At 36.6% G+C, this 14,857-nt stretch carries 9 protein-coding genes; 1 reads left to right on the forward strand and 8 read right to left on the reverse strand.

Going from position 1 to position 14,857, the window contains the following annotated elements; genetic code table 11:
• The coding region (locus HMPREF3237_RS09090) for an LPXTG cell wall anchor domain-containing protein (protein ID WP_257365051.1) at positions 1 to 435 on the forward strand (435 nt) is incomplete at its 5' end.
• A gap of 121 nt (positions 436 to 556) precedes the next feature.
• Here the strand turns inward: HMPREF3237_RS09090 and HMPREF3237_RS04790 are convergent.
• The 8 genes from HMPREF3237_RS04790 to rexB all read right to left on the reverse strand — a co-directional run bounded on the left by HMPREF3237_RS04790 (position 557) and on the right by rexB (position 14,855).
• Entirely contained in the window at positions 557 to 2,635 is a 2,079-nt protein-coding gene (locus HMPREF3237_RS04790) for a glucosaminidase domain-containing protein (RefSeq protein ID WP_070889016.1), read from the reverse strand.
• 229 nt (positions 2,636 to 2,864) lie between these two features.
• Positions 2,865 to 3,266, reverse strand: a complete 402-nt coding sequence (locus HMPREF3237_RS09095; RefSeq protein WP_083327675.1) for a hypothetical protein — start codon at positions 3,264 to 3,266, stop codon at positions 2,865 to 2,867.
• On the reverse strand, positions 3,241 to 4,152 hold the full coding sequence (locus HMPREF3237_RS04795; protein ID WP_070889066.1) for a phosphodiester glycosidase family protein: 912 nt from the start codon (positions 4,150 to 4,152) through the stop codon (positions 3,241 to 3,243). Before HMPREF3237_RS04795 ends, HMPREF3237_RS09095 begins: the two co-directional genes overlap by 26 nt.
• Complete coding sequence (locus tag HMPREF3237_RS04800; RefSeq protein ID WP_070889017.1) at positions 4,152 to 5,192, reverse strand: bifunctional glycosyltransferase family 2/GtrA family protein; 1,041 nt, start codon at positions 5,190 to 5,192, stop codon at positions 4,152 to 4,154. The genes HMPREF3237_RS04795 and HMPREF3237_RS04800 overlap by 1 nt, the downstream gene beginning before the upstream one ends.
• Before the next feature lie 248 nt (positions 5,193 to 5,440).
• Entirely contained in the window at positions 5,441 to 7,192 is a 1,752-nt protein-coding gene (locus tag HMPREF3237_RS04805; RefSeq protein ID WP_070889018.1) for an LPXTG cell wall anchor domain-containing protein, read from the reverse strand.
• Between the two features lie 154 nt (positions 7,193 to 7,346).
• The gene (locus HMPREF3237_RS04810) at positions 7,347 to 7,847 is read right to left on the reverse strand and encodes a YkgJ family cysteine cluster protein (RefSeq protein ID WP_070889019.1); all 501 of its coding nucleotides are present in this window, start codon (positions 7,845 to 7,847) and stop codon (positions 7,347 to 7,349) included.
• 88 nt (positions 7,848 to 7,935) lie between these two features.
• The gene (gene addA, locus HMPREF3237_RS04815) at positions 7,936 to 11,583 is read right to left on the reverse strand and encodes a helicase-exonuclease AddAB subunit AddA (protein WP_070889020.1); all 3,648 of its coding nucleotides are present in this window, start codon (positions 11,581 to 11,583) and stop codon (positions 7,936 to 7,938) included.
• Positions 11,580 to 14,855, reverse strand: a complete 3,276-nt coding sequence (gene rexB / locus HMPREF3237_RS04820) for an ATP-dependent nuclease subunit B (protein ID WP_070889021.1) — start codon at positions 14,853 to 14,855, stop codon at positions 11,580 to 11,582. Before rexB ends, addA begins: the two co-directional genes overlap by 4 nt.
• Between the last annotated feature and the right edge of the window lie 2 nt (positions 14,856 to 14,857).

Raw genomic sequence — 14,857 nt, forward strand, 5'->3', positions numbered from 1 at the left:
ACTACTTCAACTACAACAACAACTGAAGAGCCTAAGACTACTTCAACTACAACAACAACTGAAGAGTCTACAACTACTTCAACTACAACAACGACAGAAGCGCCTACGACAACCACAACTACAACAGAAGCTCCTACTACAACCACAACAACAACGTCTACTACTACAGAAGCACCGACTACTACAACGACAACGGAAGCTCCTGCAACAACTACAACGACAACGGAAGCTCCTACAGAAGCACCTACTACTACAACAATTACAACTGAAGTTACAACTCCTCCATCATCAACTGAAAATACAACAACGGATGATAAACCAGGACTTCCAGATACTGGTGAAGGTAAAGGAACTTTGGTTACAATTATTGGTTTTGTGATTTTAATTGCTTCAATTGTACTATTAGTGATTTTACATAAATCAAAAAAAGATTAAAGCAAAATAATGTATAAAAAGGATTTACTTTAAGAGAGTAAATCCTTTTTTAAAGCTATTCTTTTAACATTTCTAATTAAAAAAATCGATAACTATAAAAAGTTATCGATTTTAAAGTACTTTAGTCTTTTTCACCAAGTTTACTGTTGATAGTCATCATAATACTTGCTATCTTTTCACCCCAGTATGGATCTGAAGCGTAAAGAACGTTCATACCAGATGATTTATTCCCAAGATAGGTTCTTCCATAGCCAATATAATTATCTCGAATCCACTTAGCTGCCCCTAAAATTCCCTTATCGACATCGTCGAAACTCTTTGCTGAATCATATGGGGTTGTATCATAGGCAGCAATACCAAAGAAATTATTTTTATCCTTGGCTATCTGACTACGTCCCCATGCACTTTCTAGAGCACTATGAGCCATTAGGTAGAGTGCATTTATCTGATAGAGATCTTCTGCTTCTTTAAAAATAGCACCCTTACCAGCTAGACGACTTCCTTGAATATTCATTAACGAATATACTTTATCTAATTCCTCAGCTGAATAATTAGTGGGTTTTCTTAAGTCTCTAAATAGAAAAGGATTTTCAAGTGTAAAGTCTTCAAAGTTAATACCATCAGCTGAATAATATTTTTTACCGATTTCCATTGATGAATTATACGGAGCAACACGAATACTTGTAGATGGTGACAACTCGTGATAGAGATATTTACCATCTGTCACATAATGAGGAATAAAGTCGCTATCAGAGCTGACGGCAACTAAATCACTTTTGTTCATATAACCTGAAAGACCTGAAATTTTAACTGGTAGGCGACCATCGATTTCTTCGGATCCGTCAATTGATACTATACTTCCTTGAGAAATATAACTGAGTTTTTCACCAGAAGCATTATATACATTGGCTGTTATTGGTTTTACTTTATAGTAGGCTGATGAATCGGAAATCCATTTTCCATTACTTAGGAAAGAATATTCTTTTCCGTTAATGGTATAGGTACCTGTTACATAAACCCCATCTTCTTTGAGGTAATACCAAGCATTATAGTGCGGATCGAAAATCCATTCATTCTTAGCCATGTATCCATATGATTTAAGATAATAGGAGCCTTGCCACTGATTTTCAGCATAAGAGCCATCAGATTTCAAATAGAACCAACTATTATACTTTTTATCAAAGAACCATTCGCTTTGAGCCATGGCGCCACTATCTTTTAAGTAGTATTTATCCTTCCATTGACTACTCAACATGACCCCATCTTTGTCAAATACATACCAAGAGCCGTTGATTTTTTCCCATTTATTACGGGTGACTTTCCCAGAATCAGAAGCATAATACCATTTCTCGTTTATTTTAGCCCAATCCTTCTCAGCCATGGCCCCGCTAGTTTTAAGAAGGTAGTCATTATAAATAGTCTCATTTAACATGCTCCCATTTTCATCAAAACGATACCAGGAACCGTTAATCTTTTCCCATTTATTACGAATAATTTTCCCAGAATCAGAAGCATAATACCACTTCTCATCCATTTTAACCCATCCTTTTTCATGCATAGCACCGCTACTTTGAAGCAGGTAGTCATTATGAATGGCTTTACTTAACATAGCACCAGTATCGTCGAAATAATACCAGGAACCGTTAATTCTTTCCCATTGATTGCGGATCATTTTTCCGGAATCAGAAGCATAATACCACTTCTCACCAATCTTTAACCATGAATCCTCAACCACAGCTCCACTTTTATTTAAGAGGTAGCCATCATAGATAGTATCACTGAACATCACACCGTTCTTGTTAAAATAGTACCAGTGGCCAGCTATTTTTTTCCAATTTGTGATTGCCTTGTTATTTTCATAATAGCGCCATTGGTCGTTTTCTTTTTGCCAACCTTCTTTGTTAACTTCTTCAACATTTGCTTTAGTTGAAGCTTTTTCTTTGTTCTCAGACGACTCTTTCTTTGATCCGTCTTGAGAAGATTCTTTTTCTGTTTTATTTAAACCTTCGTTAGCACTTTGGTTAGGATCTTTATCGCGACTGCTTGATTGCTTTTGTTCTTCTTTTCCAACGCTATTAGATACAGTTTGTTCTGAAGTTTGAGTTCTATTTGTAGCCTTGTTTTCCTCAGCAAATGCCGGTGATTTTGCTATCCCAGCCATAGAGAGAGCAATTGTACTTGCCAGCAATATTTTTTTCATGACCAATTCCTTTCAAATCCTAAACTTTTATTTAATTTTTCCCTAAATTATGTCTAAATAGGTATTTATCTTTTATATTATACAATATAATTTTAAATATAAAAGCACTATCTCAAGAAGAAAGAAAGATGTAATATTTTTAAAACATTTCAGAAATAAAAGTTCAAAAAAGTAGTCAAACAGAGACTGAATGACTACTTTTTATACCATGTTGCTAATTTAAACTAAGTTAACTTCTTGTTGACGGTCTTAGGAAAATGGAAAGAATAGCGAGTATCGTAAATCCTATTCCCACATACCAGTAAGGCTGATTCAAAGTTGTAGAACGGCCGGATAAATTGACAATTCCTCGGAATAGTGTCCCTGTTGTAATAATAGCTACTGCCGAATTCCATAAATTAAGGCTTAATCTTGAAAAATACGCAAAGGCTTTGAGCAAGATTGCTAGTATTATCCCACCTACCAAAGGTACGGCGAACAAGTAATGCATATGAACTGATGTCTCTCCAAAACTAAATGCTTCATAAATTCTGGAAAAAGCAAAGAAGAAAATCGTAATTAGTGTATAAGAGATGACAGTTTTTTTAAAACGTTTTTTGTTAGGATTAATAACCGATGTATACAATATCACTCACCGCCCTTTCTGAAATTTTATTTCCTCCAGTCGTTGGTTTATTGATAACCTGACTGTTAAAGTAAAGCGTAGATGATCCACCACCATCAAGGTTATAGGCGGTTTTTACACCGTATGATTTCATGACTTCAGCCATTTGGTACAGGGATAGGCCTTTGCTTTCAGATGTCCGTCCGTCAGAAACTACGATAATATAGTGGTTTGCATCAATAATTCCAATAGCAGTACGAGGATTCGAAGCCATAGCTTGGCCAACTTCTTCATTTGTTCCTACTGCAATCTCACCATTTTCAACCAAGGCTGGTCCAAAAGCTAAGAGATTGACAACACCATCTTTAACTAGTTGGTCAGCTGAAATTTGATCTTCGTAGATAATCTTGAAGCTACCATCTTTATAGATAGCTAAATCACCATTGCTTGAATCTTCTCGTACAGTATCACGATAGACGACACCATTACGGATAACATAACCAGTTGAGTTTGCACCGTAGTAATCTCCGTTAACCGCTAAAATAGCATTGTTGTTTTTAGCTGTTTCAGAAGTTTTTGCAGTTACGTTGGTCCCAAACGCATTTTGAGCGAAGGCTGTTTTTAGATAATATGATGAGCTTACTGTAACATCTGCAACGTAGACTTGCGTACTATTAACTGTCGATTCAGACAAATTGATGGAGATATTATCATCCTTATAACTTGAGTCTGTTACTGTTGCTGTTTTTGCTGCTTGATTTGCCGTCGCAGTATTTGGACTAGTGCTAGTTGTTGCTACTGTCGAAATAGTCTCAGCAAGAACAAAAGTCTTCAACATGGAATAAGTAAAAGAACCTGTTAGTAATAGGCCAAAAACTGAGGCGTAAGCATAGTATTTTTTCAGAAATTTCATCATACGATTTCAGCCCTTTCCTTAAAAATAAATTTCTTCTGTACCAACCATGAAACTGCAAAGAGAAGAATTCCTACGATAATCTTAGAAATTAGGAGACTAATTCCAAATACAGTAAAGAATAGACGAATAAGCAGAGTATCTAAAACAAAGAGTCCGACTGCTAGACCAAAGTATTCCATTCCTGTCTTAGCAAGACTATCTTCATTTTTAAAGACAAGTTTCTTATTTGTAGAGTAGTTAAAAACGGAGCTTGTCACACGAGCTAGTCCGTTAGATAGGAAAATCCGGAAATTTGTTGGCACTGTTGGTAAAAACAAGATTGCTAGGGCGTAAACGACATAGTCTACAACAAAGCTACTGAGAGATGATAAGGCAAATTTGAAAATATTTTTATAAATCATAAGCCCATCTTGAATAGGACGGAAGTGTGAAGCCTCATTATCATTAATATAGACAGTTTCAATGGGAACTTCTAAAATTTGATATTCTTTAGTAGCTTCAAGTAGCATATTCATTTCATATTCATAACGTTGTCCTTCGATTTCTAGCATAAAAGGAATAAGATTTGTTGTAAAGGATCGAAGTCCTGTCTGAGTATCTGCTACTTCTATCCCAGTTTGAATCTTAAAAAGTTCTTTTGTTAAGCTATTTCCGAAACGGCTACGAAGGGGAACTTTACCTGTGAATGCACGCACACCCAAGATTAGCTTGTTAGGATTTTCAGAAGCTTTGTTAGCCGCACGGAAAATATCCCAGATTTTGTGTTGCCCATCCGCATCTGCTGTTACGACAGTTCCATAAATGTTTTGCTCTCGGATATAAGAAAAGGCTGTTTTAAGTGCTTGCCCTTTACCTCGATTCACTTGGTGACGGAGCACCGTAGCATATTGTTCTGCTTTATCAAAGATATTTTGACACTTTGATGAACTACCGTCGTCGATAACTAGAATACGAAAATCACTCTTTTCGTGAATTTTTTCGATGAGTGTGATCAGTTTATTATCAGGTTGATAAGCTGGAATTACTATATAGTTCATACCGGCACTCCTTTCTTAGTGATAGTATAACTATACAGAACATCGCTTAAAGATACCTTATATCAGTTTTCTTTAAGAAAAAGTTTAAGAAACTTTAAGCTTATTATTTGATTTCTTTGATATGAGATTTCAAAAGAAATTTTAAAATTAATTATAAATATACAAAAAAGAAATAGAGAAAATTATTTTTTCGTAAAAAAGCCATCCCATCTGGGATGACTACATCAATATTCGTTAGCATTTAAACATTATTTTTCACTTTTTCTTTTTTTAAGAAGAGAAAATCCAAAAATACCCACTAAAGATCCTAAGAAACTAAAGAATGGAGTGTTTGAATTCCCTGTATTAGGTAATTGTCCTTGTTCTGGAGACACTTCTGATTGATTCGCTAAATCCTGATCCAGTTGAGGTTTTGAAATTTCTTTATGATTGGAAGATTGTTCTTCAATCGAATTTACTTTTATATCTTCCTTTTGACTTGATTGAACTGGTTTTTGAGCTGGAATAACTGGTGGGATAAACGTTGGGGCTGGAGTTACTGTGCTAGGTTCTTCCTTCACATATTCATAAACAACTTGAGTTGTTCCTTCTTTCATCAAACCGTGTTCAGGTGCAGATGTTGTTGAAACACCAACTAGATGATATGTTTGACCATTAAAAATAATAAACTCTGGACGTTCCTTATTATTTTTTGAAATATCATATGTTTTAAGAGCTCCATCCATTCCATAAATAGATGTTAGAGGAGTATCTGTATAAGTAGATTTTATCGATTGACTAGAATCTTTGATAACATAATCAACAAGAACATTTCCTTGATAAAACGCAGATACATCTTGGTCAGCCATATCTTCAAACTCTGAAGCATAATAAGAAACAACTGGATTATATTTTAAATTAAATGTTTTTACATAATTGAAGAAAGTTTCTGGATTGATATTGATATCATGTGGTATCCTGGTCCAATCACCATTATTCGGTGTGATATAAGTACTAGGGTTTGAGACTGACTTAATCAAATGACCGTTTTGTACATAACTATCGTCTATTAAGGAAGGATTTTCTAAACCACCATATGAGAATTCTCCGTTTTCATTATTAACACCTACTTGGTGATTCTTATAGTCTTGGAGGTTTTGAGAGCCTTCTTCGTAGGAACCACCACCTTCTTGACTAGATTTCCAATCCATGCGAGTGTCAATAGGTAAGTATTTAATTTTCTTTGCTTCTTCTAAAGGGAGAGTGACATTTACCCGAACTGCTTGAGTTTTAGAAAAAACTGTAAAAATGGAATAAGAAGTGATTTTTGATTCGTCAACTCCACCATAGGCACCATAACCCTTAAATCCTACGATAAAAGGTATTTTCCCTGCTTCCAGTTCCTCGTCTCTCGGAATCACAGTGGGAAATAGCCTATTCTCATCGTCAAAATTGATTAATTTCATTGGAACATTTACAGAGATAGGACTTTCTTTGGCATCCCTCGTTCCTACCAATGTAAAATCTACTTTTGCATTTGGTAAATTTGGAATTCGGATTGCAAGATCACTTACTGACTGCCCATGGTCACTCGAATGCATTGCTTGGTAAGCAACTGTATATGAGTAAGTTACATTTTTACCGTCTTCACTTGAAAATGCTGGTTGTCCTTCCACATTAACATAACCACCTTCATCAATGATGTTTCCATTTTTTTGAGTAACTGCTCTTGTACCACTTTCACTACCATTTTCAGAAACTGAAGTATTTGCAGTATTGCTAGTAGACGTCGCCTCCTCAGTAGTAGGAGTAACATTACTAGCAACTATAGAATTTCCATCCTGTTGTGCGTTCACTGACGAGGTACTACTACTAGATGAGTTTGCTTGAACTGCTGATGATGCTAGTGCTACAGGAGTACTTGTATTTACATTTTCATCAGCCTTCACAATAGTCTGTGAGTAAACATTTAACACAAAAATAGAAAAGGATGCAACACCTAATTTCGTTAACTTTTTCATTTAATAAAATCTCCTAAAATAAATACTGTATTTGTTTGGTTTAAAACAGATATTTTATCTAAAGTTTTGATTCTTGTATAAACTAAAATCAATTTTGTTACCAACTTTTACATAACTCTTTTATTTACAAACCATCTACGAAAATAAATAATAGTTATCTATCAATTTTCTCTCTTAATCTTTCAACAAAGAGATAGGCAGCTGGACAAGTTAAGGTATTTTTGATTGTGAGATTGTTGATTTGATAAATTTTCTTACGATCAGTATGTGGGAATTCTCTACAGGCTTTGGGTCGGACCTCGTAAATGGAGCAGAGGTTATCGCCACCTAAGAAAGGACAAGGCATAGATTTAAAAACCTTATCACCATCTTCATCGACTTGTAAAAATTCAGCTTCAAAGGCAGGAAGTTTCATCTTAAAATATTTGGCAATCCTTGTGATATCAGCTTCTTTAAAGTCAGGACCAAGGGTTTTACAACAATTAGCACAGGCTGTACAATCAATCTCTTCAAAAACCTCTTGGTGAATCTCAAGAGCAATTTTATCTAAATTTTTTGGTGCTTTTTTCTTCAAATTTCCTAAGAACTTACGGTGTTCCTTTTGCTTTTGCAATGCTAATTGGTGATAATATTCGATATCGATTTCTTTTGACATAGATTCTGTTTCATCCTTTTCTGAAACTAGTATACCACAACTGAACATAAATAAAAACTACCGCCAATAAGGCAATAGTTTTATAAGATTAGTTAACTTCTACTACTTCTACAGCATCTTTACCAAGTAAAATCAGATATTTTTCAATCTTATCTATCTCATAAGAACGGGATAAGGCTTCGGCGTATAACTCTAATTGGCCACGATAGCGTTCAACAAGTTGACTTGCAATCTCGTATCTGTCGGTCTTATAGTCAAAGAGAACAATTTTATCCTTATAAACTAGATAACCATCTAAAATTCCACGGACAACAAAGTCTTCCTGACTCTTAGCATCCCGTTTTAACATAGAGAAGGGTTGTTCTCGATAAAGTTTATCTTGGTTTGCAAGAATCTCTTGACCAAGAGCTGTATCAAAGAAGGATAAGATTTTGTCTAGATTAACTTTATCTTTAACAACTGAAGTTGCCTGAACTTGCTCCAAGGCTTCTGTCAAGGTTTCCAAAGTAGGTTTCTTAGAGAGATTGATTCGTTGCATGAGTTCATGGGTGGCACTACCAATCTCAGCTCCAGTGACTTTTTCTGTCTTGGAGAAGTCTGGAAGTTCAAACTGAATAATAGTTTCTTTTGGTTTAGATTGACCAGCTACTACTACACCTTCCATATCCATGACTGGTTCATAAAACTTCTTAATCTGGCTTGGGGTCTGAACACTCGGAAGATTAATCGCAGCTCTGTGGATTTCATTGTACACTTCCACTTCTTTCAGCATTTCTAAAGCTTCCTTAATGGTATCAGACTGACGGTTATCTGCCTGAGAAAGGTCTTGGAGGTGACTTTTATTTTCCAATTCTCCAATAGCTTCTTTGGTTAGGTCATCTTCACCTTCAAAGCGCACACTAAAATGCAAATCCTCTTTAGAAAAGGTTTGATAAATCGCCCAAATCCAGTCCTGGAAATTTTGAGCATCTAACCTGGTTTGACGGGTTAGGAGACCTTGCCCATTTGTCGGGTATTCTTTAGACTCCAACTTTTCTCTTGTTCCCTTTCCAACTAGATAGATTTTTTTCTCAGCACGAGTCATGGCTACATAAAGTAAACGGATTAACTCAGAATAACTTGCTAATTGGAGCTCTTCTTCGTTTTGGGTATATGTCAAGCTAGGAATGGAAAGCTTAATGGTAGATGGAACATAATCTTCTTTCGCTTCTGTAGCAACTCTAGCAACATACTTGAGACCAAGGCCATTTTTACGACTTAGGATAACCTCAGACATGGAATCTTGCTTGTTGAATTGCTGATCAATGTTGAGGATAAAGACATAAGGAAACTCAAGTCCCTTACTTTTATGAATACTCATAAGCTCTACAGCCTCCTTAGGTGGTGCTACAGCAACACTAGCAAGATCGTGCTTAGCTTCCAAAACCTGGTCAATCATAGTTATGAAACGTGATAAGCCTTTAAAATTACTCTTTTCAAACTGGTCAGCTCGTAAAGCTAAGGCGTAGAGGTTAGCCTGTCTAGATTGACCATTTGGCAAAGCACCAACATAGTCATAGTAAAAGCGGTCACTATAAATTTTCCAAATGAGATCATAAAGTGAATGCGTTTTGGAATACAAACGCCATGAATGGACGGTTTCCATGAAACATTCTAATTTTTTATGAAGTTCAGACTTAATTAAATCCTTATGAAGACTAGTTTTCGCTTGAGCATTGACTAGTTTCTCATAAAAGTTTTCTTGAACCTTATCCTCAGAATTTTGAAGAGATAGACGAGCTAATTCATCCTCATCAAAGCTAAACATTGGAGACTTCATTAAAGCAACTAAAGCGAAATCTTGAAGAGGATTATGGATGACACGAAGAGTATCCAACATCACCTGCACTTCTAAAGATTGCAAATAACTTTTTTCTGCATCGTCGGTCTTAACCGGAATACCATACTCGGATAGAGCAAGCAGAACTTGATTATTTCGACTTCTAGCAGCAGTCAAGAGAGCAATGTCCTTGAAAGGTACACCCTTATCATTATGAAGGTGTAAAATCTCCTTAATGACCATTCGCATTTCACCAGTCAGTTTCTTGGTTGCAAGTTCCTCCTCATCAGAATCTCCCTCATCATCCTTATCATATAATAGAACTTCTGCCTTGTTTTCAGGATTTGCTTGAAGATCAGTGTTTCCAAAAATAAGTTGATGCATACCGTCATAAGATATCTCTCCAACTTCCTCATCCATGAGATGCTTAAAGACGTCATTGGTAGCATTTAGTACTTCTGAACTGCTCCGGAAGTTTTCTTTGAGGAGAATTAGCTGACCTTCTTCATTATTTTTATCAAATCTATGAAATTTTTCATTGAAAATCTGTGGGTCGGCCTGTCTAAAACGATAAATGGACTGCTTAATATCTCCCACCATAAAACGGTTATTGCCGTTCGAGAGGAGTTCCAACATTCTTTCCTGGATATGGTTGGTATCTTGGTACTCATCGACCATGACTTCGTGGAAACGTTCCTGATACTCTTGACGTACCTGAGGGAAGTTTTCCAGAATCTCAATGGTATAGTGACTAATGTCCGCAAATTCAAAGGCATTCTCTTCACGCTTCCGTTGTCGATAAGCTTCAACAAAATCACTCATAAAGACTTGGAAAGTCTTTGCCAAGTCCCAAGACTCTTGATGATAATCTTCTTGGAATTTTATTAAAGTGATTTGGTCATTTAGTGCAATCAGCCTTTCAAATTTCGCTTTTCTCTCTTGATTATAAGCTTCTTTTAGAGCTTGGAGTTCAGCCTTTTTACTTAAATTTGTAAGAGCTTTACCACCCTTAGCTTTAGAAATATTTACAACTCCTTCTAAAGCTTCTTGGTATTGTTCAAAAGTAGATTCGTGAGTTAAAGAACCGATTTCATCAAGTACTTGTTGAACAGACTCTAAGTAAGCTGCTTTACCGAATTCCTTAGCTTCATTATCCAAATGATGACGGAAAAAGTTTTCTATGTCCCAGAGATTTTCCTTTATAGCTTCTGCAAGTTTTTCTTTAGCAACTGTAAAATCAGCCTTTTCGAAGCCCTTTAAGAACGATTCTTCTAGCCAAGACTGAGGATTACTAGTGGACTGTAAGAACTCATAAACCGCATAGACCTGTTTTCGCAATCCACGTGCATCCTTGCTCTTACCTGCAAAGTTCTTGACCAGCTGACTAAACTGTTCTTGTTCCTTACTTTGGTAGTGCTTTTCGAAAACTTGTCGAAAGACTTCGTTTTTCAAGATAAGTTGCTCACTTTCATTCTCAAGAATGCGGAAGTTTGGGGCGAGGTCAATCAAATAACCATGTTTAGCCAGGAACTTCTGAGTAAAAGAGTCCATAGTTCCGATAGCAGCGTTTGGTAAATCAGCTAATTGTCTTCCAAGATGCTTTTTTAGCTCCAAATCTTGTGTCTCTTGGATTTGTTGGCTGATTTTCTTTTCCAAGCGTTCTTTTAACTCGGTTGCTGCCTTAACGGTAAAGGTTGAAATAAAGAGTTGGCGAATCTCAACACCACGCGCAAGTTGGTCAAGGATTCGTTCAGCCATAACAAAGGTTTTCCCTGAGCCAGCTGATGCTGAGACCAGAATGTTTTGACCAGAACTGTAGATAGCTTGAATCTGTTCAGGGGTTCTCTTAGTTTTCTTATTAGACTGAGCTTCTGCTATTTGCAAGGCTGCAATCTCTTCTTGGGTTAAAAATTTCATCGCTCCAACTCCTCTCTAATTTTATTCATCCACGCATGCTTAACTTTCTCGCCTCTTGGTTGTTTACCATCTTCCGACTCAATCTTTTCTAAGAAACGAGCTTGCCCTAAATGGTAATTGGCTTCAAATCCTGTAATGGCTTGATATTGTTGGACATAAGGAGCAATACTTCTGCCATCTTCTGTGTAAGGATTGATAGCAAATCTACCAGATAAAATCTTCTCTGCTGCTTTCTTATAAATAAGGGCGTTATAGTCCAGCAGTAACTGGAATTCCTGATCAGACAACTGATAGGTCTTGTTTTTATTATAGAATTCACCAAGGTTTTTCATTTCTTTTTCAAGAAATAGGCCTTGGTATTTCATACTCTTAGAAGTTTCCGCTAAAGCCTTTGAAAGAGTTTTAAACTTTTGTAAGGACTGGACTGGCTCAGCCATCTCTAAATACATAGCACCGAAGAAGTCTGAATTTCCTTCTTTTTTAAGCGCTGCTAGGTAGGTCGGTAATTGCGAGTTCAGGCCGTTATAAAAGAGAGGGAAGTTAAACTGAGTCACAGAAGATTTGTAATCTACAACACCAATAGCTTCACTGCTCTTTAAGCGATCGATACGGTCCACTTTACCACGGACATAGACATTTCTGCCATTATCTAACTGTACAAAAGCTTGTTCCTTGCCACCAAAGACTGCCTCTTCTTGAATAGTTTCAATTTCAGAATTGTGACGCAAAATGTGTCCTGTAGCGCGTGCAACATCCAAGAGGACTTCCTTGGTGAATTGAGCTTCTAAACTTTCTTGATAAATAGCTTGAAACTCTCGTTCCTGACTAGTTTCAGAAATGGCTTGTTCTAAACGTCGGTCAAAAGATGTATCAGCAGGAAGTTTCATAGCTCGTTCAAAGATGCGATGCAAGAAATTCCCATGGCTTCGAGCATCAGGTCGCAAACGTAATTCTTCCTGCAATCCTAAGACATAACGAAGGAAATAACTATATTCGTTTCGATAAAACTCTGTCAATCCCGAAGTTGATAGATAAAAATCTTGATTTTTAGGATACAAGACTTCCAAAGTTTCAGTAGCTAAGGTCTTACTCTTTGGACTTGTTGGTAGTACTGGATTATCAAGACCTTGATCTTCTAATTTTCTCCCCATAACACGAGCTAAAACCTTGATAAAGGTTAAGTCTTGGTCACTTGCCTCCATCTCACCTTGCTGGTGATAAGCAACAAGACTAGACAAAAGACTGTGATAAGAACCAATATCATCCTTTGATAGGTTTCTTCGATCGATTCTCTTTTCAATCTTGGTAAAACCAAAATCCTGTAATTCTTTCAGATAAACTGACTCTTTGCTCTCATTTTCATTGAGTAAACTTGGCGCTGATAAGACTAATTGCTTCTTGGCAGAATTTACCAAAGAAAGCATGGTATAGCGATTCTTCTTAAGATTTTCATGACTAGCAATCAGTAATTGCGAACCATCTTGAGTCGTTTGGTTTAAGACCTCTCTTTCTTCGTCACTCAATAAACTTGTATTTTGAGCGATTTTTGGCAAGTGTTCTTGAGTCAAACCAATTGCATAGATGAGATCTGATGTTAAAGGTGCAATCAAATCATAACTTTGCACCAGGACAGTATCCACTGTTGCTGGAATTGTACGGTAATTTGACAATGACATCCCTGAATGAAGGAGAGCTAAGAAATCATCTAAAGCAACCTGAGTCCCCTCAAATACGGTCGCAAATTGTTCCATTACGTGGCAAAAGGCTTTCCAGACCTCTTCTTGTCTTTCTTGATCTGCCACTTCCATCGTTTCAGATAAGTTTTGCAGTTTCTTAGTCACAAAGGAATCCTTCAAAAAGTTATTCCATTTTGCAAGGATATTTTCAGCATTTTGTTTACGGCTGGATAATAAAGTTTCTAGAGGACTTAGTACACGAACACGAAGCTCATTTAATTTGACTAAGTCAAATTTTTCACGATGGTTTTTTGTAAATTCTTGTTTAAAACTAGAAAGACCATCAATGCCTAGATAGCGGAGATATTGTTCAAAACTATCGATTTCCTCTTGGCTAAGATCGGTATACAATCCAGTTCGTAGGAGATTAATCAAATCTTCTTGACGGAAATAGTACCGTTTGAGACGTCCGATGGATTCTACAAATTGAGTCAAAGGATGATGAGCCATGGACTCACTCTTACCTAGATAAAAAGGAATTTGATATTGATTAAAGATGGTTTGCAAGGACAGTTTATAAGACTCTACGTCTCCAAGTAAGATACGAAAATTCTTATAGCTAAGTTCTGACTCTTGGTGCAATTTTTGGCGAATGCTGCGAGCAACTAGCTCCAGCTCTTCTTTATGTGTCAGACAAGACCAGATTTGCAAATCTTCTCTATCCTTAGCATCCACTTCTAAGCTAATTTCAGAATAATCATAAGCACTTTCCAGTAATTTTGAGGCTTTGGCAAAAGCATCAAGGTTTTTATGTTCTTGACATGCATCTCCTGCCTTGGTCTGATATTTAGAGGATAAATGACGCAAAAACTCAACACTGGCTTGATAGAGGTTCCCTTCACTAAAAGAGCTATTATAGGCTTTCTTAGTCGCATATACGCCTATAATAATCTCAACACCCTTACGATGAAGCAAATCCACTAGATGTTCCTCTTCTGCAGAAAAACGGGTAAAACCATCAATGACTAGGGCAATCTTACTAAAATCACTACTTACATTGTTTTTTTCGATAGCATCAATCAGATAGGATAATGGACTCCCCTGTGAAACTTGACCTTGATTTAAATACGCTGTTATCTTTTCAAAAATCAAGAGCAAATCAGAACGTTTATCAGCATCTGTCAAACTTTCCAAGTCCAAAAAACTCATCTTTGCAGTTGAAATTTCATGATAAATCTCAATCAGTTGCTGGATGAATTGCGAATCTTGTTTAATAGCCCCGTAAACACGTAAATCCTTAGGATTAATCTCGGACAGACACTTATAGAAAGCCATACCAAGTCCGATATCATCAAGATTTGACCTCTCAGGAATATCATTTAAAACAAGATAACGTGCCATTTGAGCGAAGCGTGTGACTGTAATCGCAAAAGAAGCCTGCTGGCTTAAACATTCCAGCACGGCACGTTCCTTTTCAAAAGAAAGTGAGTTAGGGGCTATGTAAAAGACTCGTTTACCTTGGGCAACCAGTCCCTGAGCCTCCTTGGTCAGGATTTCTGTCAAAGAAGTCCGAATATCGGTATAAAGTAGTTTCATCG

The sequence above is a fragment of the Streptococcus sp. HMSC34B10 genome, from assembly GCF_001839505.1.
Classification (GTDB): Bacteria; Bacillota; Bacilli; order Lactobacillales; family Streptococcaceae; genus Streptococcus; species Streptococcus peroris.